Origin of the sequence: Marivibrio halodurans, from assembly GCF_017963645.1 — a bacterium.
Classification (GTDB): domain Bacteria; phylum Pseudomonadota; class Alphaproteobacteria; order UBA8366; family Aestuariispiraceae; genus Marivibrio; species Marivibrio halodurans.
Window position 1 is genome coordinate 213,277 of sequence record NZ_JAGMWN010000002.1, and the last position, 18,795, is coordinate 232,071.

The 18,795-nt window shown below is 66.3% G+C and carries 16 protein-coding genes; 6 read left to right on the forward strand and 10 right to left on the reverse strand.

Features of this window, described 5'->3' with window-relative positions; all coding sequences use genetic code 11:
* Nucleotides 1–16: 16 nt before the first annotated feature.
* A complete protein-coding gene (locus KAJ83_RS05470) occupies nt 17–670 on the reverse strand; it encodes an EF-hand domain-containing protein (protein WP_210681020.1) in 654 nt (217 codons plus the stop codon).
* A gap of 245 nt (nt 671–915) precedes the next feature.
* Here KAJ83_RS05470 and KAJ83_RS05475 point away from each other — a divergent pair, with 245 nt between their 5' ends.
* Entirely contained in the window at nt 916–1,341 is a 426-nt protein-coding gene (locus tag KAJ83_RS05475) for a VOC family protein (RefSeq protein ID WP_210681021.1), read from the forward strand.
* Nucleotides 1,342–1,411: 70 nt separating this feature from the next.
* On the opposite strand, the gene KAJ83_RS05480 is transcribed toward KAJ83_RS05475, so the two are convergent.
* Nucleotides 1,412–2,380: an L-threonylcarbamoyladenylate synthase gene (locus KAJ83_RS05480; RefSeq protein WP_210681022.1), complete on the reverse strand. Its 969-nt coding sequence runs from the start codon at nt 2,378–2,380 to the stop codon at nt 1,412–1,414.
* A 175-nt stretch (nt 2,381–2,555) separates the two neighbouring features.
* On the opposite strand from KAJ83_RS05480, the gene parA reads away from it, so the two are divergent.
* Nucleotides 2,556–3,191 (forward strand): ParA family partition ATPase, encoded by a 636-nt coding sequence (parA, locus tag KAJ83_RS05485; RefSeq protein WP_210681023.1) that lies wholly within the window; start codon nt 2,556–2,558, stop codon nt 3,189–3,191.
* A gap of 345 nt (nt 3,192–3,536) precedes the next feature.
* Nucleotides 3,537–5,108 (forward strand): hypothetical protein, encoded by a 1,572-nt coding sequence (locus KAJ83_RS05490; RefSeq protein WP_210681024.1) that lies wholly within the window; start codon nt 3,537–3,539, stop codon nt 5,106–5,108.
* 56 nt (nt 5,109–5,164) lie between these two features.
* On the opposite strand, the gene KAJ83_RS05495 is transcribed toward KAJ83_RS05490, so the two are convergent.
* The 7 genes from KAJ83_RS05495 to KAJ83_RS05525 form a co-directional block, all read right to left on the reverse strand.
* Nucleotides 5,165–6,757, reverse strand: a complete 1,593-nt coding sequence (locus KAJ83_RS05495; protein ID WP_210681025.1) for a PepSY-associated TM helix domain-containing protein — start codon at nt 6,755–6,757, stop codon at nt 5,165–5,167.
* Nucleotides 6,754–7,071 carry a DUF3649 domain-containing protein gene (locus KAJ83_RS05500; RefSeq protein ID WP_210681026.1) on the reverse strand — a complete coding sequence of 106 codons (318 nt, stop codon included), beginning with the start codon at nt 7,069–7,071 and terminating at the stop codon, nt 6,754–6,756. Before KAJ83_RS05500 ends, KAJ83_RS05495 begins: the two co-directional genes overlap by 4 nt.
* Nucleotides 7,072–7,081: 10 nt before the next feature.
* Entirely contained in the window at nt 7,082–9,547 is a 2,466-nt protein-coding gene (locus KAJ83_RS05505; RefSeq protein WP_210681027.1) for a TonB-dependent siderophore receptor, read from the reverse strand.
* Between the two features lie 151 nt (nt 9,548–9,698).
* Nucleotides 9,699–10,757, reverse strand: coding sequence for a FecR family protein (locus tag KAJ83_RS05510; protein WP_210681028.1), 1,059 nt, complete (start codon nt 10,755–10,757; stop codon nt 9,699–9,701).
* A gap of 125 nt (nt 10,758–10,882) precedes the next feature.
* Nucleotides 10,883–11,395, reverse strand: coding sequence for a sigma-70 family RNA polymerase sigma factor (locus KAJ83_RS05515; protein ID WP_210681029.1), 513 nt, complete (start codon nt 11,393–11,395; stop codon nt 10,883–10,885).
* Between the two features lie 176 nt (nt 11,396–11,571).
* Nucleotides 11,572–14,637 (reverse strand): ankyrin repeat domain-containing protein, encoded by a 3,066-nt coding sequence (locus KAJ83_RS05520; RefSeq protein ID WP_210681030.1) that lies wholly within the window; start codon nt 14,635–14,637, stop codon nt 11,572–11,574.
* Between the two features lie 324 nt (nt 14,638–14,961).
* Nucleotides 14,962–15,477 carry a dihydroneopterin aldolase gene (locus KAJ83_RS05525; protein WP_210681031.1) on the reverse strand — a complete coding sequence of 172 codons (516 nt, stop codon included), beginning with the start codon at nt 15,475–15,477 and terminating at the stop codon, nt 14,962–14,964.
* A gap of 303 nt (nt 15,478–15,780) precedes the next feature.
* Here KAJ83_RS05525 and folP point away from each other — a divergent pair, with 303 nt between their 5' ends.
* From folP to KAJ83_RS05540, 3 genes are all read left to right on the forward strand, one after another.
* Nucleotides 15,781–16,692: a dihydropteroate synthase gene (folP, locus tag KAJ83_RS05530; RefSeq protein WP_210681032.1), complete on the forward strand. Its 912-nt coding sequence runs from the start codon at nt 15,781–15,783 to the stop codon at nt 16,690–16,692.
* A 6-nt stretch (nt 16,693–16,698) separates the two neighbouring features.
* Nucleotides 16,699–17,202, forward strand: coding sequence for a 2-amino-4-hydroxy-6-hydroxymethyldihydropteridine diphosphokinase (gene folK / locus KAJ83_RS05535; RefSeq protein WP_210681033.1), 504 nt, complete (start codon nt 16,699–16,701; stop codon nt 17,200–17,202).
* Between the two features lie 246 nt (nt 17,203–17,448).
* Complete coding sequence (locus KAJ83_RS05540; RefSeq protein ID WP_210681034.1) at nt 17,449–17,775, forward strand: helix-turn-helix domain-containing protein; 327 nt, start codon at nt 17,449–17,451, stop codon at nt 17,773–17,775.
* Between the two features lie 39 nt (nt 17,776–17,814).
* Here KAJ83_RS05540 and KAJ83_RS05545 read toward each other — a convergent pair whose 3' ends face one another.
* A complete protein-coding gene (locus KAJ83_RS05545) occupies nt 17,815–18,714 on the reverse strand; it encodes an aminotransferase class IV (RefSeq protein WP_210681035.1) in 900 nt (299 codons plus the stop codon).
* Nucleotides 18,715–18,795: the final 81 nt, after the last annotated feature.

Below are 18,795 nucleotides of genomic sequence, written 5' to 3' on the forward strand. Positions count from 1 at the left end.
CGTGGCCGGTGGGCGGTCAGCCCTGCTTCCTCGGCCCCTCGACCTGGATTTCCCCGGCCTCGATCGTGCCGCTTTCGTCACGGTCGAGGCGCTTGAACAGCCGGTCGGTCGCGGTCTCGACCTGGGCACGTTCCATGCCGGCGGCGCGCATCAGCATGGCCATCGGATGCCGGCCGTGATGCTTGCCCCAGCGGCCGTCACGATAGCCGTGCCGCTTGCCGTCGTCATCGCCGCGATGATCGTCCCGGCCACCATGCCACGCGGCGCGCATGCGCATGCGCATCTTCTGGCCGAAGGCCGTGAACTCGGCCTCGCTCAACATGCCGTCGCCGTCGCTGTCGGCGTTCCGGAAGATCAGGCCCTGGAAGCCCTCGCGCACCTCCCGGCGGCTCAGCGTGCCGTTGCCGTCGGCATCGACCTTGTCGAACAGCGCCAGCGTACGCGCGCCCAGTTCCTCCCGGCTGATCGCGCCGTCGCCGTCTGCGTCGGCATCCGTCAGGATTTCCTGCATCATCGGGCTCGCCAACATGTGGCGATGATGGGCCTCGCCGCGTTCGGCCTTGTCGCCATGGGCCTGGGCGAGACCGGCGAGCCCGGCCAGACCCAGCGTGGAGGCGAGGCCGAGGGCGGCGGCACCGCGAAGCGCGGCGCGTTTGCGGGAAAGGGTCATGTGTCGAAATCTCCTTGGTGACGTTCGGGGGATACGATCCGGGGACCGGACGGGATTGTCCGCGCCCATCCATGCCCTTCGAACGCGGCAAGCGATCCTTTCCGTCGCGGTCCCGTGAAATTTTTCCGCAAATCAGTAAATATACGTAATTCGATGCCTGGGGGAGCGTCCTTGACGCCCGGGCGGGCGGGCCCTACCCATTTCCGGACCGATCGGGGCGGCACGTCCCGGATAAGGCCACGGAAATGAAGCCGCGTATCTCCGTCATCACGCTCGGCGTCGACGATCTGGAACGGTCGCTCGTCTTCTATCGCGACGGCCTCGGGTTGCCGACGGCGGGGATCGTCGGTCGTGAATTCGCGCATGGCGCGGTCGCTTTCTTCGATCTGGCGGGGGGAGTGAAGCTGGCGCTCTGGGCGCGGGCGGATATCGCGCACGACACCGGCCTGCCGGTGTCCCGGGTCAGCCCGACGGCCTGCACCATCGGACATAACGTCGCCAGCAGGGCGGAGGTCGATGAAGTCATGGCGGCCGCCGCGCGCGCCGGCGCCACGATCCTGAAGCCCGCGCGGGAGACGTTCTATGGCGGCTATGCCGGCTATTTCGGCGATCCCGACGGCCATCTGTGGGAGGTTGTGTGGAATCCGGACTTGATTCCGGTGGCGGACTGATCGGGCTTCCTGGCGACGGCGGGGCTGGCGAGTGCGTGGCGATTGACGGGCGCGCGCGTGCCCGGTTCGCTTAATCCCGGGGCGCGGCGGCCCGGCGCAGCCGGTCGTTGATCGCGCGGCCGAGGCCGGTTTCCGGCACGGGCGCCACCGCGATCCCGGTGAAGCGCGCCGGGTCGTCCGCCCGGTGGAGAAGCGGGAACAGGTTCGCGGCCGCCTCCCGCAAATCCCCCGCCGCGCTCAAGCTGGCGAAGGTGTCGGGCGGGTTGATGTCGGCGAACCCGATGAAGGCCTCGCCCTCGCGCGCGGCGCGCGCCGCCAGCCGGATCGGCAGGCCGGGCGCGTAATGGCTCGCCAACATGCCGGGGGCCTTGGGCGCGGATTTGCCCGCGGCATCGCCGTCATGGGCGCGCAGCGGCGCCGCCAGCAGCGCCTCGATCTCCTCCGCCGCCACGCCGCCGGGGCGCAGCAGGGTCGGGCGCGGGCCGCTCATATCGACGATCGTGCTTTCCAGCCCGATATCGCAGCGCCCCCCGTCGAGGATCAGGTCCACCGCCCCGCCCAGCGAGGCCTCGACATGCGCGGCCTCGACCGGGCTCAACCGGCCGGAGCGGTTGGCGCTGGGGGCCGCCACCGGCCCATCGACGGCGCGCAGCAACGCGCGGCTGCGCGCATGTCCCGGAATCCGCACCGCCACCGTGGGCAGGCCCGCGCTCGCCAGCAGCGATAACGGCGCGCCCGCCTTGCGCGGCAGGACGAGGGTCAGCGCCCCGGGCCAGAAGGCGGCCGCCAACCGCTCCGCCTCCTGCGGCACCACGACATAGCGGTCGAGGGCCGCGCGGTCCGGCAGATGGACGATCAACGGATTGAAGCGCGGGCGGCCCTTGGCCTCGAAGATCCGGGCGACGGGCCCCTCGCTCTCCGCCAGCGCGCCGAGGCCGTAGACGGTCTCGGTCGGGAAGGCGACAAGGCCGCCGCCGCGCAGCATGTCGGCCGCGCGCGTCAGCGCCTTATCGTCCTCTATCGGAAGGATCGGGGTCATGACGGGCGGCTATATGCCGAAGCGATGCCGATCGGGCAAGCGCGGCGCGCGCCCTGGCCGGTAAAGGCGCGGAAACTGGCCCCGCCGTACGCTATGCTTCTCGCAGTTGCGAAATGCGCGCATGCGCGCGTAAGCTCACCCCACGGCTTCTCGAGCGGATCGCGAAAGGGACATCATGCCCGGAACCGTCCTAACCGTCGCCCAGCAGAAGGGCGGTGCGGGAAAATCGACATTGGCCGCCCATCTGGCGGTCGCCCTTCTTCTCAAGAAGAAGAAGGTGGCCTTGGTCGATATCGACCCGCAATCGACGCTCGCCGCCTGGTTCGAGGCGCGGCGCGAAAGCCTGGACGAGGCGGCGGGCGGCCTGATTTTCGAGAGCGTCACCGGCTGGCGCGCCGCGAAGACGGTGGAGACGCTGGCGCGGGAGGCGGATTTCGTCGTCGTGGACAGCCCCCCGCATGCCGAGACGGATGCCCGCGTCGCGGTGCGCGCCGCCGATCTGGTGGTGATCCCGACCCAGCCGAGCCCGCCGGACGTCTGGGCGACGCGCCCGACGCTGGACCTGGCGGAGAAGGAGAAGCGCCCGGCCGTCCTCGTGCTCAACCGCGTGCCGCCGCGCGCGCTGCTGACGGACCAGATGGCGGAGAAGCTCGGCGATTATAAGGTCCGCATCGCCAAGGCGCGCCTCGGCAACCGCGTCGCCTTCGCGGAGGCCATGGCCCTCGGCCTCACCGCCCCCGAATTCAAGAAATCAAGCCAAGCCGCCCGCGAGGTCCGCGCGCTCGCCACCGAACTCATGCGGGTGAAATAGCCGCGTTGGCTGCCGGAACCGCGAATCCCGGTCGCCTTATAATTCCTGGGTGTCGGGCGCGCGCTTTACAATCCGCTTTGTGTCATGCTGCCGGATCGGTAGACTCCTGAAATGGCGGACGATCCGAAATTCGAGACTCGAGAGCAATTACGCCGCTGGTTACGCGACAAGCCAGCCGCATGGGGACAAGCGATCGCCTGTCGCGCGGCGTTGCGGGTCCTACCCCTCGTGGGGAGGGCCGTTGGTTCGCGCATAACGCGGCGAACAAGGTTTTCGAACTTCCCTTTCCAGTCTTTTCGCGCCAATCTCATATCATGGGCGGCGCTGAAATATCCCGCCCATGATATGAGGGCCGCCGCCGCCTACGCCGCCGCCTACGCCGCCGACGCCGACGCCGACGCCGCCGCCTACGCCGCCGCCTACGCCGCCGCCGCCGCCGCCGACGTCGCCGCCGCCGCCGCCGACGTCGACGCCGCCGCCGCCGCCGCCGACGTCGACGCCGCCGCCGCCACCGCCGCCGCCGCCGCCGCCGCCGCCGCCGGCGCGCAGGTTTGGTCGGCGGTGACGATGGATGCCGGGTGGCTGGAGGTTCATCCCGAAGGACGGCTCGTCGAACAGCCTCTCTGGCTCGCGGATGTGCGTGAGGACGATCGGTACAAGGCGAATATTCCGCCTTGGGTCCGGGACGCATTGGACGGTTTGGCGAAAAGCGATTTCATGATCCAGACCGGCTTCGATCCCTGGATCGCGTGGTATCGCGCCATCATCCCCAACAATAGAGGTGGCGTGCCACGGGACCATTTCGGTGAAGCCGTGACCCTCAGGATCGCGACCCAACCCGACAAGTGGTGGAAGCGCCCGGTATCGGAAGTCAATGCCGACATCGCGGCATGGCTGAATGAGCGCCCGGCCGATCCCGACTATGACCGGGACCTGGAAACCGCGCTGGAGAACCTGCCCGCGCAGACGCCGGCCGCCTATCGGTTCCATTGGCGGGATGACCGCATCAAGGCGGAGCCCCCCGATCCATCGCCGGGCGATAGCCCGGTCGCGCAGGATTTGCTCGACGAGGTTCGGCGCAAGGCGAACGATCTTTCCGAACGCCTGGAACGGTTGAACGCCGATCCGCATGCTCACCGGTCGGTACGTGGCTTGCTGGATGTCCTGCCCCCCGGGGCCGGTGAGTTGCGTCCCGGCCTCCTGCTTTCCCGCGCCCGGTCCGTGGAGGCCATCGCCACCGCCTATGCCGGGCCCGACGAGGAACGAGAACTGTTTCCGGGTGCCGTCTCGCAGATTCTCGATCTGTCGGAGACGGTGCGCGACCTGCAGGGGTGCCTGCCGGAAATTCGCGAGATCGAAGCCGAGAGAATGGCTCTCGAAATCGATCCCGCCACTGTCGATGCAATCGCGCGCCATCTCGACGACATCGTCGAGACGGCGGTCGCCGACGACGAAATCGTCGATGAAAGTGCGAAGGATGCGCTTCGCACCATCACCGCGAACGCGGACCAAGACGCGCCGCCGGTGGTTCAACAGCGTCTGGTCGCCGATCGCGTCCTCGTCGTTCGTAACTTCCTGTCACCGCTCTTCCGCCTCGCGCTCGCGTCGAGTTTCGCGGCCGGGGCAACGGACGTCAGCCGGGAAATTTGGGAGAAGGCGCGCCCGAAGTTCGTCGAGGGGGCCGCGGACGGCCTCGGGTCCATGGGGCGGCCCGTCGTCGTGATCGGCGTGTCGGCGTTGGTGGGCGCTTTCCTCGGCCCGACCGCCGGTATCGCGGCGATGCTTGCCGGATTTTGCAAGATCGACCGGCTGGTCGGGCTGTTGGAAAAGCGTTTGCAAAATAGCCGGCCGGATACGGACGACGAACCGGATGACGATAAAGCCGATAATGCGTCGAGCGGGCCTCCGGTAGATTAGGCCGCATAGGAAGAGTGCTCTGCCGACAGCGGCAAGGCCCAACGTCGCAAGTGCCGTCATTCGGCTGCCTCGGTTTTTCGTCGGGCGGATATCTGGGCTTTTTTGCCGGGGGTCGGGTCGGATCGGCGGTGTCGTGCGACCTGCCGGGCGGCGACGGCGAAGGCGGCCCCGAAAGCCAGGACCGTCAGGTCGAAGCCGGCGAGTTCCCAGGCCCTGGCTGGCAGGGTGACGCCGAGGTGTCTGTCGGTGGTCAGCGCGTTCAGGATCGGCAGCAGGCCGAACGCGCCGGCTGCGATCCAAAGCTGTTCCACCCATCCGCGCGCGGCGGGGCGGGTGAAGGCATGCAGGGACATGACGGCCCAGGCGATGAACATCGCATGGGCTTCCCAGGCCGCGCGGTTCTCGATTCCGAGGGGGATCAGCCGGTTGGCCCAGAAATACGCGGCGATGGCCACGGGCAGGCCGACGATGGTGGCGATGTTCAGCCGCTCGACCAGCCTGAACCCGAAGCCGTCGCCGATCTTCAGCCGTCGCTTCACGGTCCATAGAATGAGCCCGGCCCCGATCATGGCCGTCCCCATGAGACCGGACAGGAAGTAAATCCAACGCAGGACGGGTCCGGCGAACAGCCCCTCGTGGAGGCCGAGGAGAGTCTGAAACGTCACAAGTGGCACGGATCGAGGAACGGCCTCGTGGAGTAACATTCCTGTCGTCCCGTCGAAGGTCATTTCGGCCAGTGCCCGGGATGGGTTGAGTTCGCCTCCCCTGATTACAACGCGGGCATTGGCGTCTCCTGGGTTGTAGACCCTGATGGATTTAACTTCGCCGACACCCATTCGGGTTTCCGACGCGTGCAATAACGGCTCGAGTGGAACAAGTGGCATGGTGAGGCCAGCCGGATCCGGTGCATCCGTCCGGTTATACAACTCGTTGAAAAAGGTCTTCTGTGAGTCTTCACCTTCTCCAACGCCATAGCTGGCCCACATCACCGGCGCCATGTAGATGTAAGCTAGAAAGATCAAGCCCGACCACGTGATCATCAAATGGAAGGGTAGTGCGAGCACGCTGAGAACGTTGTGTGCATCGAGCCAGGATCGCTGCCCTTTGTGCGGACGGAACGTGAAGAAATCCTTGAAGATGCGTCTGTGGACGATGATGCCGGTAATGATGGCGACCAGCATGAACATGGTGCAGACACCGACGATCCACTCCGCCGTTCGCATGGGCATGTAGTGGAGTCGCCAGTGCATACGGTACAGAAGATTGCCGCCACCGGTCTCGCGGTGTGCTATCGGTTCGGCCGTGGCGGGATTCAAGAATACTCTACCGCTACCGCTCGTCTTGCCACCCGGTTGGGGTGTATCGCGCCAGAAAATATAAAGATCCGATGAACGGTAGCCGGGAAAGCTGATAGTCCAGTATTCGGCATCCGACGATGCTGATTCAAGATGCGCGCGCGCCAAACCAAGCAGCTTTTCCGTGGGCATGGCGACCTCCGGCAAAGGTCGCTCTGGCTCCATCCAGCGATCAATTTCTTCATCGAAATAGCCTGCCGTTCCTGTCAGGAAGACGAAGAACAGTACCCAGCCGACCACCAGTCCGGCCCAGATATGCAGCCATCCCATCGACTGCCGGAAAGTGCCTTTCATAATAAGAAGCCGGGTGAAAGCAGACCCCAAAGCCCGGAGAAGCCGGCGATCGTGCCGCCAATTCCCAAGCACATCCGTCGCAATGATTTCACTGCGAAGACCCAGAGGACCGCGCCTGAATAGGTGAGGAAGCTCACCATCAAGCCGATCAATACAGCTTCGGCGCGGGCCATGGGAAGAACGAGGGAAAGACAAGCGGAAGCAGCTATAGCTAGCGCATATCCCCCTATTACGGCTGCACCAATCCGTAAGATGATCTCGCCAGTACGTCCCGCTATTTTTCCGCTAGTCACAGATGCGAACGAACGATTCATCGCCGCATCCTCAGAAGTTCTTTCTCAGCGTGAGCCAGAAGCTTCGCGGTTCTCCGAAACGGTTGCCGAGCGACGTGCCTTGCAGTTTCTCGTAATAGGTTTCGTCAAGTATGTTGTTCACGGACAACGAAACGGAGGCATCCTCCGTTAGGTCGTAGCCGAGTTGCGCGTTGGCGACGACGTAACCATCCTCTTCGATCCGCAAATTGCCGGATTGGACGAAGAAACTGCTCGCAACTTTGCCGCCGCCCCCAATGCTTAGACCTTCTAGCGGGCCTTCATAGAATTTGTAGCGCGCCCAGAGATTGAACACGTGCTTTGGAATTGTTGGCCTGAACGCGGTGCCGGTTTGACTGGCGGAGCCCTTGATATACTCACTCTCGGTATACGCGTAACCGGTGAGCAATTGCCAACCTTCGGCCGGGCTGCCGCTGATCTCGGCCTCGATGCCCCGGCTACGGACCTCCCCGGCGGAGATGGAGAAACCAGGATTATTGGGATCGGAAAGAGCGCGGTTCTGGTCTTGAACCTGAAATGCTGCGAGATGTCCGATTAGGTTGTCGTTGAACAACCCAATTTTAACGCCTGCTTCATATTGATCTCCCACGCGGGGGGGCAGGACGTCGCCCGCCACGGTTGTGGCTGTTTGTGGCTGGAATATGCTCGCATAGCTGCCATAGAAGGAAGCCGCATCATTGGCGTCAATAACGATTGCCGCGTAGGGAGTTCCCTCTGCCTCAATGCTCGTGTCCGACGTTGTCTGGCCGATAAGGTTATCTCGGGCTTCGGATTGCCACCAACTCAGTCTGCCGCCGAAGATACCCGTGAGCCATCCGGTCGGTTTCAGGCGCGCTTGACCGTAGAGGCCGTACTGCTCCGTATTCAATCCGCTGGCAGATGACGCTACGAAGTTGGGTTCCGGTATATCCGATCTCGGGGCATATACGTTGGTCGATGCAAATATACCGGAATCCCAGTAGTTCTTGTCGAAGTCTGAGTATTTGTAGTCAAAGCCCCCAAGCAGTTTCTGGGTCTGGCCGAATGCCTGCAAGGGAACATATCCATGCGCGTCGATGGATATGTCTTCTTGCTTGGAGTTGAATTTTTGCCCGTGCAGCTGGACCAATCCCGTATTCGGATCGGCGCCACCGCCCAGGGAAAAGGCATACTTACCGCCTGCGCTCCGATCCACATAACGTGTGGTCAACTGCAACTTCGCGCCATCATCGAAGCTGTGTTCGATATCAGCAAAAGTGCTCACGGTTTCAAGTTCGTAGCGGTTCCAGTCAGCCCCGATGAAGGTTGAACGATCGACATCCAGCAATTCGCCGTTATCGAACGTCGGTAATCCATAAGATATGACGGCGTCATCTTGCTGATACGTGGAGCCGACAGACAACGTTGTCGATTCCGTAATGTCCGCTTCGATGGTGCCGTAAAGGACTGGTCGTTCCTTGCGCGCCACATCATAAAAGTACTCACGATCCTCATAGGCAGCGACGATACGACCTCTAACCCGCTTATTGTCAGTAAGCGGCCCCGTGACATCAGCTTCGCCACGATAGTAATTCCATGATCCGACGCGTGCCGCACCGCCGTAGGCAAAGTCATCCAGAGGACGCTTCCGGACAAAGTTGATTGCGCCACCAGGTTCTCCGGAACCTTGAAACAGTCCAGAAGGCCCTCGGAGAACCTCCACGCGATCGTAAGTATAGAGGTCGAGGCTTTTGCCGAATGAGTTATCGTTGCGTACGGTGACTCCGTCGTATTGGAACGTATCTACTTCGAAGCCCCGCGAATAAACTGGAGAGCGGGTTTCATCGGTTCGCACGACATTCATACCGGTCGTTTGCCGCATGGCGTCTTCCAGTGAGGTGTAGTTGCGATCTTCCATGAGTTGGCGAGTAACGACGCTCACCGACTGTGGCGTTTCCCGGATGCTCGTCGGAATTTTTGAGCCGACAGAAACTTGTGATCCTGCATAGGAACCGGTCCCTTCTGTCTGGCCGGGGTCTCGGAGAGTGCTTCCTTCGACAGTAATGGGATCGAGCACAATAGCGCTGCCGTTGTTGTCGCTAGGCCGTTCGATGGCGACGGTCGCGTCGTCGGAACGCGTGTAGATAAGGCCGCTCCCCGCCAGCAGGCGGTTCAGCGCCTCTTCGCTTGTCATCGGGCCGCGCACGGCGGGCGCGGTCAGGTCACGGGGAAGCGTGCCGTGGACCGTCACCTGCATTCCTGACTGCTGGCCGAACTGGGTGAGCGCCGTTGTCAAGGGCTGGGAGGGGAGATCGAATGCCTTCTCGTTGGAGAGTTGCACGACCTGGACTTGGCCGTCGACGGCCTGCGCCCGTGCCGGCGGCACTGCGACGACAATTGAAAGGGCGGTGGCGGAAAGGGCGGTGGCTATCGCCAGGGAAACACGTAAGGTCGCACCATGGCCGGTTCCTTCCGGTTGCTGTTCAATCCCGCAATTCATCCAACATCTCCAACAAGTGTTTCGTGTTCAGGCGCATATGTTGAAAGCGCGAATGAGAGGCATTCGCGTATTCAATCACGAAACGCTGTGGGAGATTTCAATTCCAGAAAAAGTTCCGACTTTCTCGTAACCCCCTGGAATCAAGAGCGGCCTAAAAACGAGAGACGACGAGAAGCCAGGGGCTGAACGCGCGGACTACGGCCTTCTGGGAACGGGCGATAGCGCGAAGCGCGGCTTCGGAATCGGTCAGATTGTAGACGCCGGTCACGGGCTCGTCGCCGAGCGAGCCGTCGGCGATAATAATCGCCCCCGAATGGTAACGGCGCAGTCGATCGACGACGTCGGCGAATGCCTGATCCTGCGCGATGAGCTGGTTTTGACGCCAGGCACCGATTTCCGATACGGGCTGCCGGCCAAATCGTGCATGCCCCGACAGGCCCACGCGCACGAACTCACCCGCCTGTAGGGCCTCCGCCACGGGTGAGGTGCCTTCCCCCAGATCGACCCGGACGACGCCATGGACGACGCCCACTTCGGCGCCCCGGTCGCTGTGGGTGACGTTGAAGGCGGTGCCCAGGACGGTCACACGAACGGCGCCCGCCGACACCCGGAACGGCAGGTCCGCATTGGGCCGAACGTCGAGGAATATCTCTCCTTCGAGCAACCGGATGCTGCGTTCCGTGTCCGTGTAATCGACGGCGATGGCGCTGCCGGGGGCCACGGTGACCGTGCTGTCGTCCGGTAGGCGGATCGTGCGTGTCTTGGCGACGTCGGTTGTGTAGTCGGCATTCAGGGTGCGCATGACCTCGGGCCCCGCGACCGTGGCCGCGACCGTGGCGGCGGCGGCCACCCCGGCGAGGGTCAAAACCTTCCGGCGGTTGACGCGGCGGGCGGGAGGCGGGGACCATGTCGCGTCGCCGGTCGTCGCGTGCCTCGCGGGATGGGCGGCACGCGTATGCATGTCACCCGGAGCCGCGCGGACCCGTTGAAGGAATGGCTCCCAGCTCTCCGCGTGGGTCGGTACCGCGCCGCCGACGGCTTGTGCCATCCGTTGCGTTTCCGCCCACGCGGCGGCGTTGACGGGCTCCGCGAGCCAGCTCTCGAACTCACGTCGAAGCTTGCCGTCATTCGGGGCTTCTTGAAGGGAAATCATCCAGAGGCTGGCTGCTCTCGATGCTTCCTGCTCAATCGAATGGTTCTGTCGGGACATACCCTTCTCTCAGCCCTGCATTGAGTGAGCTTTATGGTTCCTGCCTCGGGGAGCGCATCGCACGGCTTCCTCTACACAAAACGCATGACGCAGGGCAGGCTTCCAAAAATAATCGGGTGCGAGGGTCATGATCGGGCAAGGCGCTGTTTGCAATGCTCCGCCCCGTCGATGACGAGGGTCTGTGCAAGCGACACGGAAATATTCAGGTAGGCGGCGATTTCCTTAAGGGTCGCGCCGCCGAAACGATGCATCTCGAAAGCGATGCGGGTGCGTTCCGGGAGTTCCGCCATGGCTTCCATGACGCACCGAATTTCGTCGCGATAAAGCGCGATGGTTTCCGGCGACGGCATCCCGTCGGGAGAGGTCTCGGCGGCCTCTTCGAATCCATCCCTGGCGATCAGCCGGTGCTCACGCGTAAGGCGCCGCTGTCCATCGACGGCAAGGTTCCGGACGATACGGTAGAGATATCCCTTGGCATCCTCGAGGAACTTGCCTTTGTGGGCCTCGTCGAACCGCAGCCACGCTTCCTGGACAATATCCTCCGCCTGCGCCCGGTTCCCGGTGATGCTGCTGGCATAATCGACCAAGGCGCGCTGATAGGCCGCGAATAGGGCGAGTGCATTAGAATTCTTGGCCAACGCTTCCGAGCCCCTCCTCCTCAGGCAAGCGTAATCCCAGCATGGACGATCATCGCATCATGCCGCAAACAGGATATCGTTGAGAATGATTCGCAATACTATAGAAGGCCCATCCAGCCACCGCAAGAATTGTTCAATCCGGCCCAATAGGCAGAAGCCAGTCCGGCGGTCGGTCGTCAGCTCGCGCGGAACGGGTTGCCGATGACGATGCGGTAGAAGCCCTGGCTGTCGTCGATGCCGGCCAGTTTCAGGTGGACGAAGACGGGGCGGGCCCGGTCGTGGTCCGGCCAATAGCCGAAATAGGCGCCCTGGTTGATCTCCGGGCGCAGGGCGTGGAAGAAGCTGGAATCCTCCGGCGCGCGGCGGTTGGTGAAGCCGCCGTGGTCGCTGGGCAGGCGGTCCTCGATGGCGCTGGCGACCTCCTCGAAGCGCCGGCGCGCGGCCGTAGGGTCGCCGATCGGGCGGCTGTCGATCTGCAGGGCGACGAGGCGCCCACCGGCGCGCCGGTCGAACTGCCCGACCACGACCGAGGCATCGTCGAGCCATGCGTCGGTCCGGAGCTTGCAGGCGGTGAAGCCGTCGCCGATGTCCTTGCAGCGCTCGATCCGCGCGGCCAGCGTGTCCATCGTGTCGGTCCAGCTCATGCCGAACATCAGCGCGCGATAGCGCTGTTCCTGGGCGGCGAGCAGCAGGGTTTCCTGCAATTCCGGGCGGCCCGCGCGATGGGCGAAGTCCGCCGCCGTGCGCCCGTCTTCCGTCGCCTTGCCGGGGTCGGCGCCGGCGGCGAGCAGCGTCTCCGCGATGTCCGCGCGCCCGCGCAGCGCCGCGCGCATCAGCGGCGTCAGCCCGTCGATCCGCGCGTCGATATCGACGCCCTTGCCGTCCAGCAGCCAATCGACCGTGCCCGCCAGTTCCGGGCGGTCGGCGTTCGCGATGGCCGCATGCAGCGCCGCCGGCGTGGGGGCGAGCCCGCGCGCCATCAACATATCGGCGATGCGGCGCCGCCCGCGCAGGACGGCATGATCGACCAGCCCCCGCTCGCCCGCGCCATAGCGGTCGTCGGCGACGATGGTGAAATGGGAGAGCGTCGCGACCGGGACATCGGCGGTCAGCCGCTCGACCTCCTCGATCCGGCCCTGATCGATGGCGGTGGCGATGGTGGCGGCCTTGCTGTCGGCATCCTGGGGCTTGCGCGGCACGGAGGCGGTTTGAACCCGGGCGGCGGCCTCGGCCGTTTCGGTCGTATCTGCGGTCACGACCGTCGGCGGCGGTGGCGTCGGCTTGACCCGGGGGACCGGTGGCGGGTTCCCGGCGCTCGGGTCCCCGGCCGTGGGAAGCGGCGCCGCCTTGGCGGTCAGGCCGGCCACTTCGATCGCCTCTTGCGGCGCGGCGGTTCGGGGGGTGGGGGCGGGCGCCTCGACATTGGAGTCGCCGCGTGGGGCGGTGCCGGTGGATGCGGACTCGACCGGCGCCAGCGGCGCGCCCGCCGCCGTCTTGAGCGCGGCCGCGCCGTTCGCGGCCCTCCCCGGCTCCCTTCCAGGGCGGTTCGCATCGTTATTATCGGCCACGGCCTCGGGGCCTGCATCGGGTCCGTCTTCAGGATGTAGAAGGTCGTTCTCGGCGATGGCGCGGGGTCCGGTGACGGTAGGGGCGACGGTAGGGGCGACGGTGGGGGCGTCGGGAAGGGCGGAGGGCGGCGCCATCATCGGCACGGCGGAGGCGACGGCGACCGGCGCGCCGCTTCTGTCCCCCGCCGCCGGCGCGGTGGCGGCCTGTCCGTCCATGTCGGGTGTTTCCGTGCCCTGCGTTGCCGGACCTTGTGCTTGCGTATCCGTGTGGCGCGGTTCCTCCTGCGGCGGGCGGGGGCCGGTCGCCAATCTGATCCATCCCTCGCGCTCCGCCCGGATGGCCTCCAGCCGGCCGAGCAGCAGCGGATGCGCGGCGGCGATCTCCATCGGCCCGGCGGCGCAGTCCGGCTGTGGGTCGAGCGAGGCCCCACGCTCCGCCAGGATCGAGGCGGCGCGCGCCATCCCGGCCGATGCCGCCGCCGAAAGCGGCGTGACGCAGCCATAGGTCCCGCCCGCGAGATCGACCGGCGCGCCCGCGTCGAGCATCCGGGCGAGCGCCAGCGACAAGCCCTCCGCCGCCGCGCGGTGCAGGACCGACCGGCCGTCGGGGCCCGGCAGCGTCGGGTCGGCACCCGCCTGGAGCAACAGCGAGACGGCCTGGAGATTGCCCCCCCGCGCCGCGCGCAGCAGCAGCGGCGTGCCTTCCGAATCGCGCGCGTTCGGGTTGGCCCCGGCGGCGAGCCGCCCGTGCAGCGCGGCGATATCCCCGGCCGCGACCGCCTCGTCCAGCGAAAGGTCGGGCGCCAGCACGCGCAGATCGCGCAGCGCGGCGGCGTAGAGGTCGGCGGCGCGGTCCGGCGCCGCCGCCGAAATGGCGAGGCCGATCGCGATGGCGCCGGCGAAAACGCCGCTCATCAAGGCCACGCGGCCGTCCGGCCGGCGCGCGCGCTCCTCCGCGCGGCCCCGGCGGCGCCCGACGCGGGCGAGCAATCCCCGGTCGCGCCCGGCCTTGCGCGTATCGTCCGACGGCTCGTCGCGTTGGCGGCGGGCGAAGACGCGCGCGTCCTCCCGCTCCACCGCGAGGCCGGCTTTCGCCGGCTTCCCGGCTTTTTCCCCGATGCCCCGGGGGGCTTCCTCGTGATCCGCCTCGTCGATCGCGGCATGCGCGGCCTCCGAGATGCGCCAGCCGCCGACATCCCAGCTTCCGTCGTCGAGACGGCGCGCGGGCACGCGGCGATCCGGGACCGGCGGGCCCGAGGTGCGCCGGGTCCGCTCCTCCAGCACCTCCTTCAGGGGCAGGGGATGCTGGCGGTCGGCCTCGTCCTCCTCCGCTTCGGGCCAGAGCAGAAGTTGCGGCATCTGGTCGGGCGCGGGCTCGCCCTCGTCGGGTTGCGCGCGCGCGGCGGCGGGGAAGGGCGTGCCGTCCGGCGTCAGCACCTGACCGTCGCGCACCGTCACGATATGCTGATAGTCGGTCGCGCCGGTGATGGGCGAAATCTCGGCCTGGATCAGGCGCAGTTCATCATAGCGGCCCCGGCCGACCAGCACGCCGAGACGCGCGATCGCCGCCTGCCCATCCTCGATATCCTCAAGATTCTGCCAATAGACGCCGCTGCGGCCCTGAATCCAGAAGGTCCGCCCGACCGCGCCGCCCATGTTCTCCCGCTCGGTCATCGGCTCCGCTATGCGTTCCGACCCGCGCCGGCCCGGGGACCGGGCGCGCGGCTCCATCAAGATAGATCAATGGAGCATGCTATATACGGTGTTTCCATGGGGGCAACCGACAAGATTTAGAAGTATCCGCAAGTCCGGGGCGGTGAGTCCGAAAGTGAATCACGTGCCTTTGAAATCAGGAACTTCCCCTTGGCGCGGGAACGAAAACGGGGTGAATGGTGATTCATGGCGGTGGCGGAGATGGGGCGGAATGCACCGCCCGGCCGCCCGCTTTCCACCAAATGATTCGCGCGGTCGCGGATCGGGGTGTCCTGTTCCCCGGCTCTATTCCCCGGCCGGGCGGACGCAGACGACCTCCACCCCGACGGAGCCGGCGTTCTTCAACGCCTCCGGTTTCTCGATCCGGACGACCGCGCGCAGGATACGCTCGTCCTCCAGGCAGAGTTGGGCGATCCGATGGGCGAGGGTTTCGACGAGACGGACATGACCCTCCGCCGCCAGGGCGCGGATACGCTCGGCGATGCTGGCATAGCAGGGGACGGCGGCATAATCGTCGGCCTCCCAATCCTCCAGCCCCCGGGCGTCGAGTTCCAGATTGATGCGGATTGGCTGCACCGCGTCATGCTCATGATCGAATACACCGATCGACCAGGCGATATCGAGGTCGCGCACCAGGATGCGATAGGTCGGCGCGGGCGCGATCTTGTCCGGAGCCGGGGTCGGGCGCGGGCTCGACGCGGGGCTGCCCTCGCCGAGCCGGTCGGAGCGCTGGCTGCGGTTCTCCTGCTCCAAGGCGGTGGCGGCGCTCGCGATCGCGGTGCTGTTGGCAACGATGCGCATGCTAACATCCCTTCTGTCGGTCGATGGACCCTTGAGGTGGACCGTGCCCGGTTGCCGTGCCCGGTTGCCGTGGGCGCGCGGCCTGTCGGTGGCGGCCTTTCGGTGAATGATCGGCGCGTTCGCGCGAGGGCGGTCGTTTTCTTCTCCTGGCCCCATCTCTTTGCAAACCGGCGCCGATCGTGTAAGCGCCCGATCGTGAGCCCGGCCGAAACACTAGCCAAACCGGGCCATGCGGACAATCCCGCCCGCGCCGGCCCGGCCCATGGCCCGGCCGTCCCGGGCCGAAGACAGCGGAGGCCGGTCATGACCGACAGCGTCCTCGACACCCGCCCGGCGCCTTCGGATGGCGCCGCGCGCGGCCGGTTCATCTGGGGCCGGCGTCCGCACATCATGGGTATCGTGAATGTGACGCCGGACTCCTTCTCCGGCGACGGCCTTCTGCGCGAACGCGACATGCGCGCCGCCGCCCTGGATCAGGCGGAGCGATTCCTGGCGGACGGCGCCGATATCCTCGATATCGGCGGAGAGAGCACGCGTCCGGGCGCCGAGCCCGTCCAGGAGGCGGAGGAAATCGCCCGCGTCGTGCCCGTGATCGAGGCGATCCGCGCGCGCTTCCCCCAGGCCGTGATCTCGATCGACAGCTTCAAGGCCGGTACGGCGGCGGCCGCGCTCGACGCCGGGGCGGATTGGATCAACGACGTCTGGGGGCTGGCCGCCGATCCGGGGATGGCGCCGCTGGCGGTGGCGCGCGGCTGCCCCATCGTGTTGATGCACAACCGCTCCAAGCCCGGCCATGCGGAGATCGACGCCCGCCTCGGCGGCAGTTATCGCGCCCCGGACTACGGCGATTTCCTGCCGGAGGTGCTGGCGGAGATGCGGACGATGCTGGACCGGGCGCTCGGCGCCGGGATCGCCTCGGAGAACATCATCCTCGATCCCGGCGTCGGCTTCGGCAAGACGGTGGCGCAGAACATGATGCTGATCGACAAGCTCGACCGCGTGCGCGCCCTCGGCCATCCGGTTCTGCTGGGGGCCAGCCGGAAGAGCTTCATCGGCCGCGTCCTGGATGTCGAGCCGGAGGAGCGCGTGGACGGCACGGCCGCGACCACGGCCGTGGGCGTCATGCGCGGGGCGGATATCCTGCGCGTCCACGATGTGCGGCAAATGGCCCATGTCGCGCGCATGACCCATGCGATCGTGACCGCGGAAGGGTAAGGCCGGATGGGCGAGGTCCTGATCGCGCTGGGCGCCAATCTGGGCGACCGCCGCGCGCATTTGGCGCGGGCGGTCGAGGCGTTGCGCGCCGACATGGCCCTGGATGCCCTGTCCCGGCTTTACGAGACGGCGCCGATGTATGTCGCCGACCAGCCGGCCTTCCTCAACATGGCGGTGCGCGGGCGGACGGCGCTGGCGCCGCGCGCCCTGCTCGACCGGTTGAAGGAAATCGAGGACGCGTTGGGGCGCGAGACGACCTATCGCAACGGGCCGCGCGCGATCGACCTCGACATCCTCTATCACGGCGACCGGATCGTGTCGGATGACCGGTTGACGGTTCCGCATCCCCGGATCGCCGAGCGGGCCTTCGTGCTGGTCCCGCTGATGGATATCGCGCCCGACTGGATCGACCCGGCGCGGGGCGAGAGCGTGCGGGCGATGCATGACGCGGTGCCGGGTCGGGATACGGTGCGGCTGGCGGAACCGCCGGAACTCGACGCCGGCTCATAAGGTCCCCGGCGCGCCCTTGCCCGCCGGTCCCCCATGCCGTTCATGCATGAACGGGTTGCATATCCTGATCATCCAGCTTTGTGGAAGACGCATGCCTGTGCTTCCACCTTTGCAGAACAACGCATGCTGCATTGCAATAATGTGACGCACAGATATGCCCCGCACGGACGGGGCAGCGCCCGGCCGGGGCGTATTCGCGTCTGGCCGCGCGGCGCTTTCCCACGAATTGGATGACAAGGATCGAATATGATGACGATGATGCATGAGACGAAAAGCCCCTGGCACCTCGGCGGCGAATGGATCGCCGGCCTGCGTGCCGCGCAGCAGATCACCCAGGCCGAACTGGCCGAGCAGGTTGGCGCGCCCTCCACGCTGTGGATCGAGGAGTTGGAAGCCGGCCGTCATCCGGTTCCCTCGGTCTATTTCCAGGCTTTCGCGAAACAGTTCGGCTGGGCCGAGCATGATTTCGCCGCCCGCTGCCTTAGCTATTTCGACCCGACCGCCTATCGCGCGCTGTTCGGCGAAATCGCCCCCTCCGCGCCGGTCCTGGCCGCGGTGCGCCGCGCCGCCTGATCGCCCCCCGGCTGATGGTTCCCCGCCTCTGGGTGCCGGTCAGACCGGCGTCGTCCAGGCGGGGTCGCGATGCTTCTCCCAATAGAGGTCGCGTAACGCGCGCGTCACCGGACCCGGCCGGCCGTCGCCGATCGGCCTGTCGTCCGCGCGCGCGATCGGCATGATGCCGCCTGCGGTGGAGGTGATGAAGGCCTCGTCCGCCGCGCGGAAGGTGGCGGTGGGTAGCGGCGCCTCGACCGTCTCATGGCCGAGTTCGGCCGCGAGGCGGAGCGCCGTATCGCGCGAGATGCCGCGCAGCACGCCGCGATCCGGCGTCAGGACCCGGCCGTCCTTGACCGCGAAGACGTTGAAGCCCGGCCCCTCGCAGATATTCTCCGCCGGGTCGGTCAGCACCACGTTCTCCGCGCCCGCGTCATAGGCGGCATAGAGTCCCTGAACCAGATCGTGCCAGTGATAGTTCTTGGCCGTGGGGTCGACGCTTTCCGGTGGGATGCGGCGGATGCCGCTGATATGGACATGCAGCCCCTCGTCCCATCGGTCCCTCGGCAGGATGAAGCCGAGCGGCACCGCGAAGACGATGAAGGTCGGAACGGCGTCGCGCGGATCGCGGCTGAAGGTCGGGGAAAGGCCGCGCGTGATCAGGCATTCGACATAGCCGGCCTCGCCCACGCCGCCCCGGCGCACGCATTCGCGCATGATCTCCGCGCAGTCCGCCTTGGCGACCGGGATATCCAACCGCAATTTCTCGGCCGAGGCGTAGAACCGATCCAGATGCGCGTCGAGGCGGAAGAACCGCCCATCGATGCAATGCGCGACGTCGTAGGTCGCGTCGGAGCGCAGCAATCCCCAATCCAGCACCGACAGGGTCGCGTCCGCGATGGCGCAATACTGCCCGCGCGCATAGGCCGCGCCGGGCGGGAAGGTCTGGCTGTCGCTCATGAAGCTCTCCGGTTCGATGAAACAGGGCGGGCCGGAAGATTGGCATGGGCGGCCGCCCGTCGATAGGGGCCATTCCCCCCT